15 protein-coding genes are annotated in these 16,712 nt (G+C 58.8%); 5 read left to right on the top strand and 10 right to left on the bottom strand.

Features of this window, described 5'->3' with window-relative positions; all coding sequences use genetic code 11:
- The first annotated feature begins 17 nt into the window (after nt 1-17).
- A complete protein-coding gene (locus tag BKN05_RS06135) occupies nt 18-527 on the top strand; it encodes a 2'-5' RNA ligase family protein (RefSeq protein WP_284815626.1) in 510 nt (169 codons plus the stop codon).
- Here the strand turns inward: BKN05_RS06135 and BKN05_RS06140 are convergent.
- From BKN05_RS06140 to BKN05_RS06155, 4 genes are all read right to left on the bottom strand, one after another.
- Complete coding sequence (locus BKN05_RS06140) at nt 524-1,717, bottom strand: amidase (RefSeq protein ID WP_286688223.1); 1,194 nt, start codon at nt 1,715-1,717, stop codon at nt 524-526. The genes BKN05_RS06135 and BKN05_RS06140 overlap by 4 nt on opposite strands.
- 135 nt (nt 1,718-1,852) lie before the next feature.
- Nucleotides 1,853-2,758 (bottom strand): polysaccharide lyase family protein, encoded by a 906-nt coding sequence (locus tag BKN05_RS06145; RefSeq protein WP_286688224.1) that lies wholly within the window; start codon nt 2,756-2,758, stop codon nt 1,853-1,855.
- A gap of 21 nt (nt 2,759-2,779) precedes the next feature.
- Nucleotides 2,780-4,330, bottom strand: coding sequence for an alkaline phosphatase D family protein (locus tag BKN05_RS06150; RefSeq protein ID WP_286688225.1), 1,551 nt, complete (start codon nt 4,328-4,330; stop codon nt 2,780-2,782).
- 81 nt (nt 4,331-4,411) lie between these two features.
- The gene (locus BKN05_RS06155) at nt 4,412-5,020 is read right to left on the bottom strand and encodes a hypothetical protein (protein WP_286688226.1); all 609 of its coding nucleotides are present in this window, start codon (nt 5,018-5,020) and stop codon (nt 4,412-4,414) included.
- Between the two features lie 129 nt (nt 5,021-5,149).
- Between BKN05_RS06155 and uriT the strand changes: the two genes are divergently transcribed.
- From uriT to BKN05_RS06170, 3 genes are all read left to right on the top strand, one after another.
- Nucleotides 5,150-6,574, top strand: coding sequence for a uridine transporter UriT (gene uriT, locus BKN05_RS06160; RefSeq protein WP_286688227.1), 1,425 nt, complete (start codon nt 5,150-5,152; stop codon nt 6,572-6,574).
- Between the two features lie 9 nt (nt 6,575-6,583).
- On the top strand, nt 6,584-7,525 hold the full coding sequence (gene uriH / locus BKN05_RS06165) for a uridine-preferring nucleoside hydrolase UriH (RefSeq protein ID WP_286688228.1): 942 nt from the start codon (nt 6,584-6,586) through the stop codon (nt 7,523-7,525).
- 192 nt (nt 7,526-7,717) lie between these two features.
- A complete protein-coding gene (locus tag BKN05_RS06170) occupies nt 7,718-8,227 on the top strand; it encodes a gluconokinase (RefSeq protein ID WP_286688229.1) in 510 nt (169 codons plus the stop codon).
- Here BKN05_RS06170 and BKN05_RS06175 read toward each other — a convergent pair.
- The 6 genes from BKN05_RS06175 to BKN05_RS06200 form a co-directional block, all read right to left on the bottom strand.
- Nucleotides 8,224-9,618: a GntP family permease gene (locus BKN05_RS06175; protein ID WP_286688230.1), complete on the bottom strand. Its 1,395-nt coding sequence runs from the start codon at nt 9,616-9,618 to the stop codon at nt 8,224-8,226. The two genes, BKN05_RS06170 and BKN05_RS06175, sit on opposite strands and share 4 nt — an antisense overlap.
- Nucleotides 9,619-9,790: 172 nt before the next feature.
- Nucleotides 9,791-10,408 carry a zinc metalloprotease gene (locus BKN05_RS06180; RefSeq protein WP_198492639.1) on the bottom strand — a complete coding sequence of 206 codons (618 nt, stop codon included), beginning with the start codon at nt 10,406-10,408 and terminating at the stop codon, nt 9,791-9,793.
- 175 nt (nt 10,409-10,583) lie between these two features.
- Nucleotides 10,584-11,705 (bottom strand): ABC transporter ATP-binding protein, encoded by a 1,122-nt coding sequence (locus BKN05_RS06185; RefSeq protein WP_049378731.1) that lies wholly within the window; start codon nt 11,703-11,705, stop codon nt 10,584-10,586.
- A 44-nt stretch (nt 11,706-11,749) separates the two neighbouring features.
- Nucleotides 11,750-13,072 (bottom strand): ABC transporter substrate-binding protein, encoded by a 1,323-nt coding sequence (locus BKN05_RS06190; RefSeq protein WP_269954382.1) that lies wholly within the window; start codon nt 13,070-13,072, stop codon nt 11,750-11,752.
- An 80-nt stretch (nt 13,073-13,152) separates the two neighbouring features.
- A complete protein-coding gene (locus BKN05_RS06195) occupies nt 13,153-13,998 on the bottom strand; it encodes a carbohydrate ABC transporter permease (protein WP_050776571.1) in 846 nt (281 codons plus the stop codon).
- Nucleotides 13,999-14,025: 27 nt separating this feature from the next.
- Nucleotides 14,026-15,006: a carbohydrate ABC transporter permease gene (locus BKN05_RS06200; protein WP_286688231.1), complete on the bottom strand. Its 981-nt coding sequence runs from the start codon at nt 15,004-15,006 to the stop codon at nt 14,026-14,028.
- 259 nt (nt 15,007-15,265) lie between these two features.
- Between BKN05_RS06200 and BKN05_RS06205 the strand changes: the two genes are divergently transcribed.
- Complete coding sequence (locus BKN05_RS06205; protein WP_286688232.1) at nt 15,266-16,483, top strand: amidohydrolase; 1,218 nt, start codon at nt 15,266-15,268, stop codon at nt 16,481-16,483.
- Nucleotides 16,484-16,712 lie beyond the last annotated feature (229 nt).

Below are 16,712 nucleotides of genomic sequence, written 5' to 3' on the forward strand. Positions count from 1 at the left end.
AAAGGGAATGCTCGCCTGTGAGTAAAGCATCGCCGGATAATATCTTGCTCTACCTGCCGCAAAAGCAGGAGGAACAGGTGCGCGAAATCTTTGCCGGCCTTGCAGAGCGCGGCTTTCCTGTCCAGCAGCAACGCCCGCATATTACTGTGACCTTTTCGCCGCATATGCAGCCGGAGGTCGTGGATTTAGCAGCGCAGCTGTTGCCGGCCGTCATACCGGCAGATTTCCGGCGGGTAGGAAACGTCATTTTCGGCACCAAGCGCAAGCAGACGGTGGCTTGGCTCCTTGAAACGACTAACGAGCTAGAAATTGCCGCGCGAAAAATCAGTGCCGCTAATCCGGATGGGCGCGGGCCGCGGTGGACCCCGCATCTGACCATGGGGTTGCGCCTGCCGCGTGAGGAGGTTCCTGGCTATATCCAAGCAATGGATGAGCTCACCTCATCGCATTTCAAGGAGCTTAGCGCCGTAGAAGCCGCCTATTGGCGGCCGCGCACGCAGGAAAAGACAGTGCTGGCCGAGGCCTAGAGCAGGGCCTGCAGAGCGCGGGCAACGCGCAGCACGGTCAGGTCCTCGCCCGGCTTGCCGACGACCTGCACCGCATCACCCACGCCTTCTTCCTCTTCGCCGCGCAGCGGCAGCGTAATCGCCGGCCATCCGAGCACATTGAAAGGCTCGGTCCAGCGCCGCAGGCTCGCGGCCGATTCCGCGGTATTTTCCGCGGTGATATCGGACCACTTGAGGGGGCCGGAATCGAGGGTAGGGGTGAGGATAACGGGGGCGTCGCCGAGCAGGGCAAGCGCTTTCTCGCGCAGCTCTTTCACGCCCTGTGCGGCCGCGTCATAATCTTCTTGGCTGATATTTTCTCCGCCCAGTACACGCTGCAGGATCACGTCCTGGTACTTATCGCGTTGGTCCAGCAACGGCCGGTGGATGTCATAGACCTCCTTCAAGCGCATCGGCTCGTAGAGCTTGGCCGTGGCGGCGATGGTGTCTTCCAAATCCACGCTCTCGGTGAGCTCAAAGTCCGAGTGCTCCAGCGCCGCCAAAAGATCCGCGAAGCGCTCTCCCTTGGCCTTGAGGGCCGTGATATCAACTGTAGAAACGTCTTGCGCTGCGGCTGGTTCCTCATCTGCGGTGGCAATAAAGGCCTGCTCAATCAGGTCAATTGAGCTGGCAAAGAATCCAACGCAGTCAAAGCTCGGGGCGAAGGGAAAGACGCCTTCTACCGGAATGAGACCAAAGGTGGGTTTGAAACCCAGCACGCCCTGGCATGCGGCAGGCACACGCACCGAGCCGGCGCTATCGGACCCCACCGTAAGCTGCAGCGCGCCGCACGCCACCAAAGCTGCGGACCCAGAGCTAGACCCACCGCCGCACACTTCGGGATCCCGCGGATTGATAACTCGTCCATACGCGGAGGCATCGCCCAAAATGCCATAGGAAAATTCCTGCAGGTTCGCCTTCGCCACCGGCAGCGCACCCTTCGCCGTCAAGCGCTGCACCACTGGCGCATCCTTGACCGGTGCGCGGCCAACATTGACCTTGGTGCCGCAGGTAGTAGCCACACACGCCACATCAACGATGTCCTTGAATGCCACCGGTTGTCCCATGAGCGTGGGCGATTCATCCACCGCGTGCTCATCAAACGGGATGATGGTGATCACCGCGTTAAAATCCTGCTGGGCTCGGTGCAGGCGATCAGAAACTGTAGGCATAACGGAAGCTAAGTCCTTTCAACGTCGGCGTCCTTTGCTGCTGACGATGTAGTAGAAGGGTGCAGATGTTACTACCGTACATCAGGAATCGGTGAACAATTTCCCGTTTCCAGGCAAAGCACCGCCTGCGCGGTGTTACTTAGCAAAGATTCCCAGCGCATCCCATGCAAGCCAGCCGCCTTCGCGCAGGGTGAAGACCAGCTGGTTCTCTCCTTCCTTCAGGGTATCTTCGGCGAGATCAAACTCGATTGCTGCGGGGCGCAGCGGGGTCGGGTCCCCGCTGGCATCGCCTTGGCGCGAACCTTGCGTTGCGCCCTGTGGGAGCTCTATTTGTTTATGAAAATCATTAATCGTGATATCGAGAACACCGCCGAGCTTGGTGGTATCAATGAGCCACAATGCCAGCGCCGCTTTTGAAGCAGGCTTATCCAATTTCACCGTCCACTTCAGCGTGTAGGACTTGCTGCCCGCCCACTTGTCGCCGGGGCCGGGGAGGAGATAGGGGACCTCGGCAGGCGTAGCATCCGGTCCAACAGTGATTGTCTGGTCTGGGTGCGCGGTGACGATCTTCTTATAGTCCTTTGGTGAGTACTGAAACTCCGTGCCCTTTCGGTCAAAGGAACCAATCGTGGCTAGCGCTTTGCCGGCAGTGACCGAAGGCAGGGAGGTAGACGTCGCTTTGCCAGAAGGAGAGGACTCAGCACCGGCAGCATCAACCACCTTGACATAATATGACCATTTTTCACCGGCAACATCGCGCCGTGAGTGGTGGAAGAAAGGGAAGATGGTCTTGCCCAGCAGCACGTCTACACCATTAGGATCGGTGCCGATGACTCGGTAGTGATCCAAAACGACGTTCCAAGAAACAGGTTCCCAGGTGATGTAGTTTTCCATGAGCTGCGGCTCTGCCTGAATGCCGGTTACGACCGGCGGAGCAGCACTCGCGGTAGGAGCTGGAGCAGAGGAACCCTGGTCAGAGGAATGTTTGCGGGAAGAACCGTGGCGAGAGGAAGAAGAGGAAAGCGAGCTAAAAAGTCCCATGATGAATTGTCCTTTCGGGGCTTAGAGGGAGCGCAGCGTGTGCTCGCCGGCATTGGTACGGAAGGAGAAAGCAGTCTCACGCGGGGCGGTATCATCGCGCTCGATCCAGGGCACGACAACGAATTCGGAATCGAGGTGCTCGCGGGTAGCGCGCACTTTGATGTAGCCACGGCGCTTATCCATGGCCTTCACATACGGCTTTTCCAGCCACTCGGTGCTCTTGGAACCAGCGAAGCCATCGCCATCGGAAGCAATGGAGGTAGCGACCAATTCCACGCCGACGGGCTGGCCGGATTCGGATTGGATTTCGGCAGCGCAGTGTTGGTGAATATCGCCGGTGAAGACAACGGGATCGCTGACCTTGGAGAGGGACTCGATAAGGCGGCGGCGGGCTGCTGGGAAGCCGTCCCACTGGTCGGTGCTATCGGCGATCGGTACGACGACCACGCTATTGACCACCACGTTCCACTGTGCCGGGGAGGTGGTGAGTTTATCGTTGAGCCACTGCTCTTGCTCCGCGCCCAAGATGCTGGCATCCTCCGCGGATTCTTCGCGGTATTGGCGGGTATCGACTAGATTGAAACGCATTAGCGTGCCCACGTCGAAAGAATCATAGATGCGGTTATTGGGGCCTTCGGGAAGCGCCGGCGGGGCCACCGGAAGATTCTCATAAAAGGCACGGTAGGCAGCCGCGCGCTGGTACAGGAAGTGCTCGGCCGTGGTGCCAATCTCGGACCAACTACCGGCGTAGTTATTTTCTACTTCGTGGTCATCCCACACAATCGCCATCGCGGCGCGTGCGTGCGCGGCCTGCAGGTGCTTATCAGATTTGAAGAGCGAGTAGCGCAGGCGATACTGCTCCAGAGTCTCCACCTTTGCCTTGAAAACATTGGGCACGCTTGCACCCTGGCGCCAGAGATTATCGCCTTCCACAATGCCGTATTCGTAAATGTAGTCACCCACGAAAATCGTCATATCCAGGTCCGGTTCCTGCGCAATATGCTTCCACGGGGTGAAATAGCCGTGGTACCACGCCTGACACGAAGCCACTGTGAAGGTGAAATTATCCACCTTCGCACCGGGCGCCGGCAGAGTCTTAAACCGACCTACGGGGCTCACCTTGCCATCCACGCGGAAGCGATAAAAGTACTCAGTTGCAGGTTCCAGCCCAGTTACCTGTGGATGTACCGAGTGCGCCAGCTCGCGTTGGGCTAGGGCTTCGCCCTGCTTGACGACGTCCCCAAACCTCTCATCCTTCGCAACTTCCCAACCCACGCGGACATCGCCGCCGGTCATGCCGCCGTGACCATCCTCGGCCAGCGGTTCCGGGGCCAGGCGGGTCCACAAGATCATCGAATTGTGCCGCGGCGTACCCGCCGCTACACCTAGACCAAAAAGCTCCGAATCCTGCGGCAGATCACCATCCCGTGAAGAACCCCATGAACTCAGGCTCGATTGCGCACCCGCCTTTGCCGGTGCACTAATACCCGCAGCCACCGCCGCGGCTGAAACACCGGCAATCTGCAGGAAGTTACGACGGTTAAAAGAAGGACGACTATTTGAATAAGGCATATAAAGCTCCACAAGAGGTTTAAAAGGAACTTTTTCAGCCTAAGTAGCCGCGGTGAATCGCTGGTTAAATCAGCATGAAATCTATGGACTCCAAGGATCGTTCTCGCGGCAATATTCAGCCGAATGCTCTGCCTGGCAGTTAAACCACCACTTCTGGTTTTCAGCGCGCATCTGCTCAACTTCGGCAGAACGTGTCATATAAGCAGGGATGTTGGGATCATAATCTGAATCTGAGCCGCGATCCCCGTTGCCTACCGGCGAGGAGCACTGAGATGGATCGGAGACGTAGTGATCCGTTTGCGGACACCGGTAGGGGTATTTTGCCATTTGCTCGTCGTGGAGGTTCTGGCATTCCTGCGCCCAGCGAATAGTCCCATCGCTGTACAAACCGTTGGTGGTCCAACTACCGCCGCCATAAACGCACTCAGTCAGGGTGGGTTCTGTGGTGGATTGGGCGGTGTTCGTTAGGGGAGCGTCGGCAAGCGAAGGCTCAGCTTCCGCTGCCGGTTGCGGCTCCGAAGAGGACGACTCGGCCGCAGAGCTTGTGGAACTAGAGCGGATAGTTGAACTATTGCTCGTGCTGGAGGAGCTAGTTGCAGTCGCTCCTTCCGGTTGCGAATCCGGAGAGGTACAGGAGGCTAGAGAAAGCATCACCGTTGCGGCAGTGACGATATAGGAGAGAGTCTTCATAATCTATGGATAATAGGCAATTAGAAAATATCTGGAGCGTTAAGCAGTACTTTTCATGTGTTGGGCGAGAACTAGCTGAGCCAAGCTTTCCACTATCGAGCGCAGGATTCATCAACTACGTTTAAAGCCATGACTTCCACCACCTCTGAGCCGCCAAAGCTCCAGCCCAGCTCCTATATCCCGTTGATGTTCGCACTGCTCACGGCAGTGTTTGCCTTCCAGCTCAATGCGTCGATGCTCTCGCCTGCCTTGGCGACGATGGAAGACGAGCTAGGCGCCACCACTGCGCAGATCGGCCTGACGCAAACGGCATTCTTTACGGCCGCGGCATTGTTCTCGCTGTTCTTGCCGCGCTGGGGCGACCTCATCGGACGCAGAAAGGTCCTCGTCGGCATGATGGGCGTTGCTGCGCTGGGCTGCGTGGTTTCGGCTATTGCACCGAACGTCGCCGTGTTGCTTATCGGCCGCATCATTCAGGGCGTGGCCGGACCTACGGTTCCGCTGTGCCTGATTATGCTGCGCCAGCAAGTGCTCAATGAACAGCAGTATGCCTTGCTGCTGGGAATTGTCACTTCCGTCAATGGTGGCATCGCTGGCGTGGATGCCCTGGCCGGCGGCTGGTTGGCAGGAAACTTTGGCTACCGCTCGGTCTTTTGGACCATGGCAGTACTGTGTGTCATTGCAGCGGTAGCGGTGCAGGTATTTACCAAGGAATCCACGGCCACCGAAACCCCGCGCATGGACTGGGCGGGCGTTCTACCTCTGGCAGTAGCGCTGGGTTGCGTTCTCACCGCATTCAACGAAGCCGGCAAGCTTGCCGAGGCCAATTGGTTCCTCGTCATCATCCTTCTCCTCATTGGCGCCGCCGGCTTCTGGGCTTTCTGGAATGTGGAGAAGAAGGTCGCAGATCCGCTCGTACCGGTGGCTTACCTGAAGCAGCGCCGCACGTGGGCGCTGCTTTCTACCACTCTGCTCACTATGACCGGCGTCTTTGCAGTAATGAACGGCCTCATTCCAAACCTCGGCCAGGACCCAGACGCCGGCGCCGGCATTTCTGCCAGCACCATTTCTTGGGTCACGCTTACCCCGTACGCCCTCGCAGGTCTGGTCTTCGGGCCCATTGCCGGCTGGATGGCCTCCAAGCTGGGCTACAAATACGTCCTGCAAACCGGCCTCATTGGCACCGTCGTAGGCCTGATTATTGCCATTTTCGTGGTGGGCGTTCCGAACGCGTGGACCCTGCTTTTCGTCTCCATCTTCTTGGGCGTGACCTACGCCGGCATTGCCAATATCATGCTCAATGGCTTAGGAATTGTGCTCTCGCCGGCCGATAACCAGGGCTATCTTCCCGGCATGAACGCCGGTGCCTTCAACCTAGGCGCGGGCTTGTCCTTTGCAGTGCTGTTCGCGGTTTCCGGGTCTTTCGAGCATGGCTACCGCGCGGGCATGATCGCCGGTGTCATCATTCTGCTCGCGGCCCTGGCCTTGTCCTTCCTCATTCCGCGCCCGGAGTCCATCGATGACACCGTGGCGGCCGTCAACGCCCGAAAGTAGGCTCGTGGCATGACGCGAAAAATCATTTTGGACTGCGACCCCGGCCACGATGATGCGGTGGCCCTGCTCCTAGCCATGGGCAACCCCAACATCGAGCTGCTGGGCATTACCACCGTGGGCGGCAACCAGACCTTGGATAAGGTCTCCCACAATGCCCTGGTGGTCAAGGAAATCGCTGGTCACCCTGAGGTTCCGGTTTATGCCGGCTGCGATCGCCCCCTCGTGCGCCCCGTCGAGGTTGCCGAGGCGATCCACGGCTCCACCGGCATGGACGTTGAGGGCGTCCAGCTTCCGGAGCCAAGCACCGCGCTTGCCGACGCCCACGCCATCGACTTCATCATCGACACCATCATGTCCCACGAGCCCGGCACCATCACCCTGGTGCCCACCGGCCCGCTTACCAATATCGCGATGGCAGCGCGCAAGGAGCCGCGCATCGTCGAGCGCGTTAAGGAAGTAGTCCTCATGGGTGGTGGCTACCACGAGGGCAATTGGTCCCCAGTCGCCGAATTCAATATCAAGATCGATCCTGAGGCCGCCCACATCGTCTTTGAAGAGCCTTGGCCCGTCACCATGGTGGGCCTCGATCTCACCCACCAGGCGCTTGCCACCCCGGAGGTCGAAGCCGAAATCAAGGCTCTGGGTACCCCAGTCTCAGAATTCGTCGTCGGTCTTTTCGGCTTCTTCCGCAAGGCCTACCAGGCCAACCAGGGCTTTGATAACCCACCCGTCCATGACCCGTGTACCATCGCTTACCTCATCGATCCGGACATCGTCCAGACCCGCAAGGCCCCCGTTCACGTCGAGCTCGCCGGTGCACTCACCACCGGCATGACCGTCACCGACCTGCGCGAGCCTGCCGACGCCTCCTGCCACACCCAAGTCGCTACCACCCTCGACCACGCCGGTTTCTGGCGCCTAGTTTTCGACGCCCTCGAAAACCTCGGCTAGGTCACCTTCGGCCCCGCGAGCCATCCAACTTTCAGCCACGTTATAGCCCTTGAACCATCAGTTTGAGGCAATAACGTGGCTGTTTTACATCTTGAGAAAAATATTGGCCTCGGCACTAGATGCGGTTGTTTAACCTGAGTTCGAGGGCTCTGCCTAAACTTGAAAGGAACACAATCAACGCAAGGAGCCACCATGGACCAGAACACTTTCCGCCACATCGTAGTGATGGGAGTATCCGGCTCGGGAAAGACAACGGTGGGGGAGGCGCTGTCGCCGTTGGTAGGTCTGGAGTATCGCGATGGCGATGATATGCATCCGCAGGCCAATATCGACAAGATGGCTGCAGGTACACCGCTCAATGATGCGGACCGGGAACCGTGGTTGAAGCAGATTGGTCAGTGGCTGGCGGATAGGCCAGAAGGCGCGATGGTGGGCTGCAGTGCGCTGAAGCGCAAGTACCGGGATTTGATTCGCGAGTACTGCCCAGCCGTGGTGTTCGTTCACGTACACGGCGACTTTGATGTGCTGCATGAGCGGATGCAGCACCGGCCGGGACACTTTATGCCAGCATCGCTCTTGCAATCGCAATTCGATACCTTGGAGCCGCTGGAAGAAGACGAAACTGGCCGCGTCTTTGATGTGACGCGGCCAGTCGAGGAGATTGCCCAAGAGGCTGCTGCTTGGATTAAGGCTGGGGCCTAAAAGAGCGCTGCTACTGCGTAGAGCACCAAGACTAGGGCAAAGCCGATGACGGAAATCAGAATTTGGTTGACCGTCCAGGTCTTCAGTGTGGTGACCGTATCCATGCCCATCAGGCGGCCGACGAGCCAGAAGCCGGAGTCGTTGACGTGAGAGCCGAAGACGGAACCGGCGGCGGTAGCCACGACGATTAGGGCGAGTTGGAGCTCGTTGAAGCCGCCGGCTTCCACGGCGGGAACCATGAGGGCGGCAGCGGTGGTGAGCGCAACGGTTGCCGAGCCTTGGGCTAGGCGCAGGGCCACGGCGATGAGGTAGCAAGCCAGGATGACGGGGATGCCAAGGCCGGAGAGGGAATCAGCCAGCGCATCACCAATGCCGGAGGTGCGCAGCACGCCACCGAACATGCCGCCGGCACCGGTGATGAGCACGACCGAGCAAATGGGCCCGAGCGAGGAATCGACGAGCTTTTCCAGCGCAGTCTTTTCTACGCCGCGGCGCAGGCCCAGGACCACGAGTGCAATGAGCACAGTGATGAGCAGCGCGATCGGGGTCTGGCCCAGCATGACAAAGAACCGCACCCACGCGGCGTTGGCGTCAATGGTGCCATAGGACGCCAAAGCGTTGAGTCCGGTGTGGAAGAAGATGAGCACCATCGGGATGAGCAAGAGGGAAATCACCGTTGGGGCAGAGGCCGGCTTGAGGGGTTGCTCTTCTTCCGAAAGCACCGGGCCGGCGATGGCATCAGTAACCTTCAGCGGGAATTTCTTGCCGGAAAACAGACCGAAGCGGTAACCGGAAATATACCAGGTAGGCAGTGCAAGCAGCAGGCCAACGAGGAGGACGAGGCCGAGGTCAGCGCCATAGAATTCGCTGGCTGCAACGGGGCCAGGATGAGGCGGCAGGTATACGTGCATGACGGAAAACGCGCCGGCGGCGGGCAATCCAAAGGCAAGGACGGGGCCGTCTAGGCGGCGCGCTACGGCGAAGATAACCGGCAGCATCACGATCAGGCCGGCATCGAAGAAGATGGGAAAGCCCATAATCAGCGAAGCCAGGCCGAGTGCAAGGGGTGCTTTGGATTCGCCGAAGCGGTGGACCATGGCGTCGGCAAGCGATTTGGCGCCACCGGAGGCTTCCACCAACCGTCCGATCATGGCGCCCAAACCTACGAGCAGTGCCACCGACCCCAGGGTTGAGCTAAAGCTTTCTGTCATGGTGGGCACGATTCCTTCGAGCGGAATGCCCGCAGCCAGCGCCGTGAGAGCCGAGACCACCAGCAGTGTGAGAAAAGCGTGAAGCTTGAAATAGATGACCAGCACCAAAATTACGGCGATGGCGGCCACCGCAATGCCCAGCAGCGGGCCGGTGGATAGTGTAGGTTCCCACGTTTCCATAGAGAGTTCCTTTTCCTTTGCAAAACTTTGAATAATGGAAACGTTAGCAGTGGTCCTGTGTGCTGCCTAAAGCAATCGGCTAAATGCGACCTACCCAACACGGAGCCGGGTGAAGACAGAAAAATCCCCTAGGCGCCGTACTGGGCCTAGGGGAAAGCAGGCGTCAGGCGATTTAGTCGAACTGACCCTGGATGATAGCCGCCGCATCCAGCGGGGTCACGTGGTAGGAGATGGGATTCTGGTTAGCGCCGGCCATGAGCGCGCCGGCGCAGGAGTGGCCCGCGCCCATCATATGGCCCAGCTCGTGGGCGATGGTGCCCTGGACTGCCTCTGGGTACTGGGCATTAGGAATCTTGATAAAGACCATCTTGTGATCTGGGTAGGCGGCGCCTTGGACGTAGCCATTTGGGTCGGGCTTGAAGATGATGGCGATGGTGTCATCATTAGCTTCAGAAGGTTTAACTTCCTTCAGGGAAGCCTTGCCCTTGAGGGCCTTGTTCCACTCGGCAACCGCGGCATCCAGCTGCTTGCGGTACGGGAAGTTTTCGACCACCTTGTACTCCAAAACGCCATCTTTGAAGTACGGCTTTACGGAGTCTTCATCGTGGAGGATGGAAGGATCCGGAACCGGCTTGCCATCGTTGGCCAGCTTGGTGATGGTCTTGCAGGTGCCCGGGGAGATGAGGGAGCGAACTGGGTCGCTCTTGGCGCTGGCGGCCGGTGCGGCGACGGTACCGAGGATTGCGGTTGCAGCCAGAGTGACGGCAGAAAGCTTCTTGAAAGAATACATAGGCAGTGAGTTACCTTTCGGTTGATTTTAAGGTTCGCTGAGTGCGATATTCCCAGCAATAACCGTGGTAAATGGCATGGTGCGGGTTTCTTATGCGTGCGAGCATATATCAGGTTCTTATTGTCTGCAAAGGGAAAAATAAGAATCTAAGGTGTCAACTGCCTATTTTCTGCTTCTAGTTCAGGCGTTCGCCAGTAGTGGTGCTAAATAGATGCACTCGGTCCGGATCGGGGGAAACGTAGAAAGTATCGCCCACCGCATAGCGGCCGCGGGCATCGACCAAAATGCCGGTCTGGCCACCCATCCGGGTCGAGGACTTGAGCACGCCGTCGGCGGAGCTGTTGCCGGCGGCGTCGTCAAGCTCGCCATAGACATAGGTCTGGTTGCCCAGCTCCTCGACGTGCGCGACGGTGAACTTTGCCCCGCCATTGCCGGTATCGCTTAGCTGCCAGTCTTCCGGGCGGATGCCCACCGTGACGGTCTCCACGCCCTCAAAGTTGTAGTTGGCCAGATTGATGCGGGTAGAGCCGATGGTGAGCTCAGAGGAGTTATGGGTGAGGTCGTAGATATTCATCGCCGGGGAGCCAATGAATCCGGCGACAAAAACGTTCTGTGGGCGGTCATAAATGGTACGGGTGGTATCCACCTGCTGTAGGACGCCGGCGTTGAGAACGGCGACGCGGTCACCCATGGTCATTGCCTCAGTTTGATCGTGGGTGACATATACGGTGGTGGTACCAAGGCGGCGCTGCAGGTTGGAGATCTGCGCGCGGGTGGAAACGCGCAGCTTGGCATCCAGGTTGGACAGCGGCTCGTCCATGCAGAATACGGCCGGTTCGCGGACGATGGCGCGGCCCATGGCCACGCGCTGGCGCTGGCCACCGGAAAGGTTAGCCGGCTTGCGGTCAAGAAGGTCTTCCATCTGCAGGATCTTCGCGGCCTCGTGCACGCGGGATTTAATCTCGTTCTTCGGGACCTTGCGGTTTTCCAGCGCGAAGGACATATTCTGCGCCACGGACATATTGGGGTAGAGGGCATAGTTCTGAAAGACCATGGCCACGTCGCGGTCCGATGGGCTGACCCCGGTGACGTCCTTACCACCGATGCGGATGGAGCCGCGGTCGGTGGGCTCGAGACCTGCCAGCATGCGCAGGCTGGTGGACTTGCCGCAGCCGGATGGGCCAACGAGGACCAAGAATTCGCCATCGGCAATATCCAGGTTGAGGCGGTCAACGGCGGGGCGTTCCGCGTCCTTAGAGTAGATGCGGCTTGCGCCATCGAAGGTGACAGTAGCCATGGTTACCTTTCAGAATCTAGTGGGGAAGGGGTGGCTGCGAGAGCCTACTTATTGATGACGGTCTTGACCTGGTTGTCATAGATAGACTGCAGGGTCTTTTGTAGATCGGTCAGCACCTTGGTGACGTCATCGCGGTTGGTGACGATCTTTTCAAAGGCGCCGCCGATTTCCTGGTCCGCGCCGGGCAGGAAGACGCGGGCATTGTCCTGCGGTCGGGTCTCTGGCAGCTGTTTGATAGCGGTTTCGAAGTTCGGGTTGTCCTTCATGAACTTCTTTTGGTCCTCGTTGTCCACCGCGGTGGAGCGCACCGGCATGTAGCCCACGTTCTGGGACCAGTAGCAGGTGTTTTCCTCATTGGTGATGAAGTCAATGAGCTTGATAGCAGCCAGCTGGCGGTTCTTGCTGATGCCAGCCGGGATAGCCAGGCCGGCACCACCGGTGGGGCAGGCACCTTCGCCAGTCGGGTTAGGCAAGAAGGCGGTGCCGAGCTCGAACTTGGCGGTATCGGTCAGACCCGCCAGGTCACCGGTGGACAGGACGGTGGCGGCGGCGCGGCCGGTGCCGAACTCCATGGCCATGTCATTGCCCACGTAGGAGTAACCGTTCTTCTCATCGGTGATGTCCTTGAGCCATTCGACGGCCTTGATGGTCTTGTCATCGGTGAACTTCAGATCCCACTCATCGGAGTAAGCGCCGCCCTTGGACCACAGCGGGCCCTGGAAGATCCAGCCCAGGTAGTCCACGGCATCGCCCCAGCCAAAAGGCTTCATCTTGGAATCAGCCTCAGCCAGCTTCTTGGACCACTCATCCATCTCATCCCAGGACTTCGGGCCGCGGTCTGGCAGACCGGCCTTCTTCCACGCGTCCTTGTTGTAGTAGAACAACGGCGTGGAACGAGCGAAAGGAAGCGCAAAGTGGCCGCCGTCGTAGTTGTAGTCCTCATAAAGGGGCTGCACGTAGGTAGACAGGTCGATGCCCGCTTCCTTAGCAAGGTCATCCACGTTGGCGATTTGGTCATTGATGGCAAAGTTGTACCACCAGACGTCAGACAGCACCACGATGTCCGGCAGGTCCTGGCCGGTGAGCGCGGCGTTGAACTTCTGTGCTGCTTCTTCGTAGTTCTTGCCGGCATCAACGAGGTTGACCTTGATGTCCGGGTTCTCCTTTTCAAAGCGGGAGATGATCTCCTTCTCAATGTCCTTGGACGTGCCCGGGTGGTTGGACCACCAGGTCAGCTCGGTGACTTCACCGTCGCCGCCCTTGTCGTTGCCACCCTGCGGATTGGTGGACGAGGTGCCGGCACAAGCTGCGAGTGCGGTAGCAGAAGCGGCTGTGGAGGCTAGGGCGAGGAATTTGCGACGTAGCATGTAGTTCTCCTTAAAAGGGTGGTTAAGGGGTGGAAAGTAAAGCAAGTGGAAACGGCGAGCGTGGGTGGGGAAAAAGCCTTCTAACCCTTCACGGCGCCAGTGGTGAGGCCTTGAATCATGTACTTTTGCAAGGCTAGGAAGATGATGACCATAGGAATGATGGTGAGAATGGTGGCGGCCATTACCGGGCCCCAGTTGGTCACGCCATCGTTGTTTTGCAGCATGGTCAGGCCCACCTGCAGCGGAGCGACGTCCTCCGTATCCGCCATGAGGAAGGGCCACAGGTAGGTATTCCATTCATTGACCATGGTGATGACGGAAAATGCGGTCAGCGTGGGCCACGAAACCGGAAGTAACACCTTGGTCAGCAGGCGGATGGGCCCGGCGCCGTCCATGCGGGCGGCTTCCACCAGCTCATAGGGCAGGGACAAAAAGTGGTTGCGCATCAAGAAGGTACCGAAGGCCACGCCGGCCAGCGGCACGATGATGCCCACGAAGGTATTGCGCCAGCCCAAGGAATTGACCAGGGCGTAGTTGGAAATGACGGTGATTTCACTCGGCACCATGAGTGAGGAAATGACCAGCAGGAATACCAGGTGGCGGCCCGGGAAGCGCAGGATGGCCAGCGCATAGGCGGAGATGACTCCCAGCACAATCTTGATGATGGACAATACTGCGGTAATGAACACCGAGTTGCGCAGGTAGGTCCAGAACGGCACACGGGTGGTGGCATCGGAGTAGTTCTCGGTTTCCCACACTGGCGGAAGCCAATTGACTGGGTCGGTATAAATATCGCCCTTGGCCTTAAACGAGGTCATCAGGATCCAAAACAGCGGCAGGCCAATGAGCAGCAAGACCGCTAGGATGCCTAGGTAGCCGCCGATGAGCTTGGCGCGGCGGGCGGTGGGGGATTCATCCGTGACCATGTGAAGGGTAGAAGTAGCCATGTTGGGTTAACCTCGCTTATCCATGATGCGGACCTGGATCAGGGTGATGATGAGCAGGATGAGGAACAAGATGGTGGCGGCAGTCGCACCGTAGCCGGCGCGGAAGTTGACGAAGGTCTCGTTGTAGATCTGGAAGACCAGCGTCTGCGTGCCATTGCCCTGCGGGCCGCCGCGGGTCATGACGTTGATGATGTCGAAGACCTGCACGGAGTTAAGCAGCACCGTAATGGACAGGAAGAACGTGGTATTACGCAGTTGCGGCATGGTCACACGCCAGAACTTGCGCCAGCGACCGGTGCCGTCGATAGCGGCGGCCTCATCCAATTCCTTGTCCAGGCCCTGCAGCGCCGCCAAGTAGATGACGAAGGTATAGCCCAAGTTCTTCCACACAAAGGTGAAGGTCACCATGAACATCGCCCAGCCCGGTACGGCGTAGAAGTTGGGGGAGTCCACGCCGAACCAGCCCAGGATTTCCTGGATGAGGCCAAAGTTGGGGTCGAAGACGAATTGGAAGGCAATGCCAATGGCCGCGCCGGAGATGGCATAGGGGGCAAAGACTACCGAGCGCGCAAAGTTGCGGCCCTTAATGTTTTGGTTCAGCAGCAAGGCCAGCGCTAGGCCGATGACCATGGAGCCAATCACTGCGAAGAAGGTAAACACCAGGGTGTTGAGCACGATGGTCTTCGTGTCATCGCGGCTAAACCACTCCACATAGTTATCTAGGCCCACGAAGGTGGAGGTGGGGCTGGAGATATTCCAATTGAAAAAGGAAAGGCGGATATTATCCAGCAGCGGCCGGTAGGTAAAGACGGCCAGCAGGATCAGGTTCGGCGCTAAGAGCGCCGCGGCCAGCAGCCATTCCTTGTGCCTGTTGCGCTTGGCCTTGCGGACAAGCGCCGCGGAATCACCGGGGCTTTCCGCGCGTGCGGGAGATGCGGTTGTAGTGCCGGCGCCACCGGCACCGGGAGAGTCTTCCTGAAAAGTCACTCGGTCAATCTAGGGCGGGCAGGTGACGCCCAGCTACACAGAAAACAAACATCTGATGAATAAAACAAGGCCAATGAGTTAAAGGTGGACGCGTCATCAAAGATTCTATAAAGCCGCAGCGCAACCCCCTATGACGCTGGTCGCTCCGCTGCCCAACTATGTCTGCCGTTACAAAGATGCCCCGCTTGCCGGCGCCACCTTCCTCCCACCCCACTACACTGGCCCCTACAATCGACCGCGACCCCACCAGGAGGAAGCAATGTCTGTTCGTACCGTTTGCAGCAACTATGACTCCGTCAAGGCCTGGCAGGAGCCGCTCTATAAGGATCTCCACCGGCACCCGGAGTTATCCATGCAGGAAGAGCGCACGCTGGGCATCATCAAAGACGAGCTTTCTGAGCTTGGCTTTCACCAAATTGAAGTAGGCGGCGGCGTGGTCGGTGTCTTAGAAAACGGTGCTGGGTCTACCGTCATGCTGCGCGCGGACTTCGACGGCCTGCCGGTTAAGGAGGATACCGGCCTAGATTATGCCTCCACCGATACCGCCGTTGACCAGGAAGGAAACGCGGTCCCCGTCATGCACGCCTGCGGCCATGACTCCCACGTGGCCAGCCTGCTGGGCATGGGCGCGCTCATGGCGCAGGCCACCGACCAGTGGTCTGGCACCCTACAGCTCATTTTCCAACCGGGCGAGGAGATTGCCGCCGGTGCCCAGTCCATGGTGGATGACGGACTTGTGGACAAGGTCGCCACGCCGGACGTGGTACTGGGGCAACACGTCTTTGCCAGCAACTTTCCCGCCGGTACGGTGGCGCTGGCCTCCGGCCCATTCATGTCCACCGCGGTCAGCATGGACGTCAAGGTTTATGGTCAGGGTTCGCACGGCTCCATGCCGCACCTCAGCGTCGATCCCGTTGTACTGGCCAGCTCGATTGTCATGCGCTTACAGACGGTCATCTCCCGCGAACTCAACCCCTCCGAGTTCGGCGTGCTGACCGTCGGCGCTATCAACGCCGGCTCGAAGGCCAATATTATCCCCTTCGAAGCCAACCTGAAGATCAATGTGCGCGCCTATAGCGAGCAGGTGCGCGATAAAATCACCGGCGCCATCGAGCGCATCGTCACTGCCGAGTGTCAGGCCGCCGGCAGTCCGCACCCCGCTGAGTTCACCTACCACGATTCCTATCCGCTTACCAGCAACGATGCGGCCATCACGGCACGCCTTAAGGAAGCCTTCACGTCCCACTTCGGCCCCGACCGTGTTCTCGACGCTGAGCCCTTCACCGCCTCGGAGGATTTTTCCACCATTGCCCGCGCCTTCGGCGTTCCCTACTGCTTCTGGGTATTTTCAGGCCGAGAAGAAGAAAAGGATGTCCCTAACCACAGCCCGCACTTCGCCCCGCTGCTCCAGCCCGCTCTGCGCACCGGCACCGAAGCCCCTATCGCCGCAGTGATGAGCTACTTAGGAAACAACTAACCGACATGCAGCATTCGGCCGCACAGCTCCAATGGAGTGTGCGGCCATTCCTTTTGGCATGCGCGCTGCATGAGGCGGCGGGGTGGGGGAGTAGTCCGCAGGATCCATAACCGCGAATCTGGTCCATGCATGGCCTAAACGACAGGATGTGTTGGTGAAGTTATATGTTTAGCCCGTCTGGCCTGCTGATATTAGGATTATTTCACTTATCCGGAGGGAAAACGCAGCC

The organism is Corynebacterium sp. S5S1, from assembly GCF_001913985.1.
In the GTDB taxonomy this organism is placed as follows: Bacteria; Actinomycetota; Actinomycetes; order Mycobacteriales; family Mycobacteriaceae; genus Corynebacterium; species Corynebacterium marquesiae.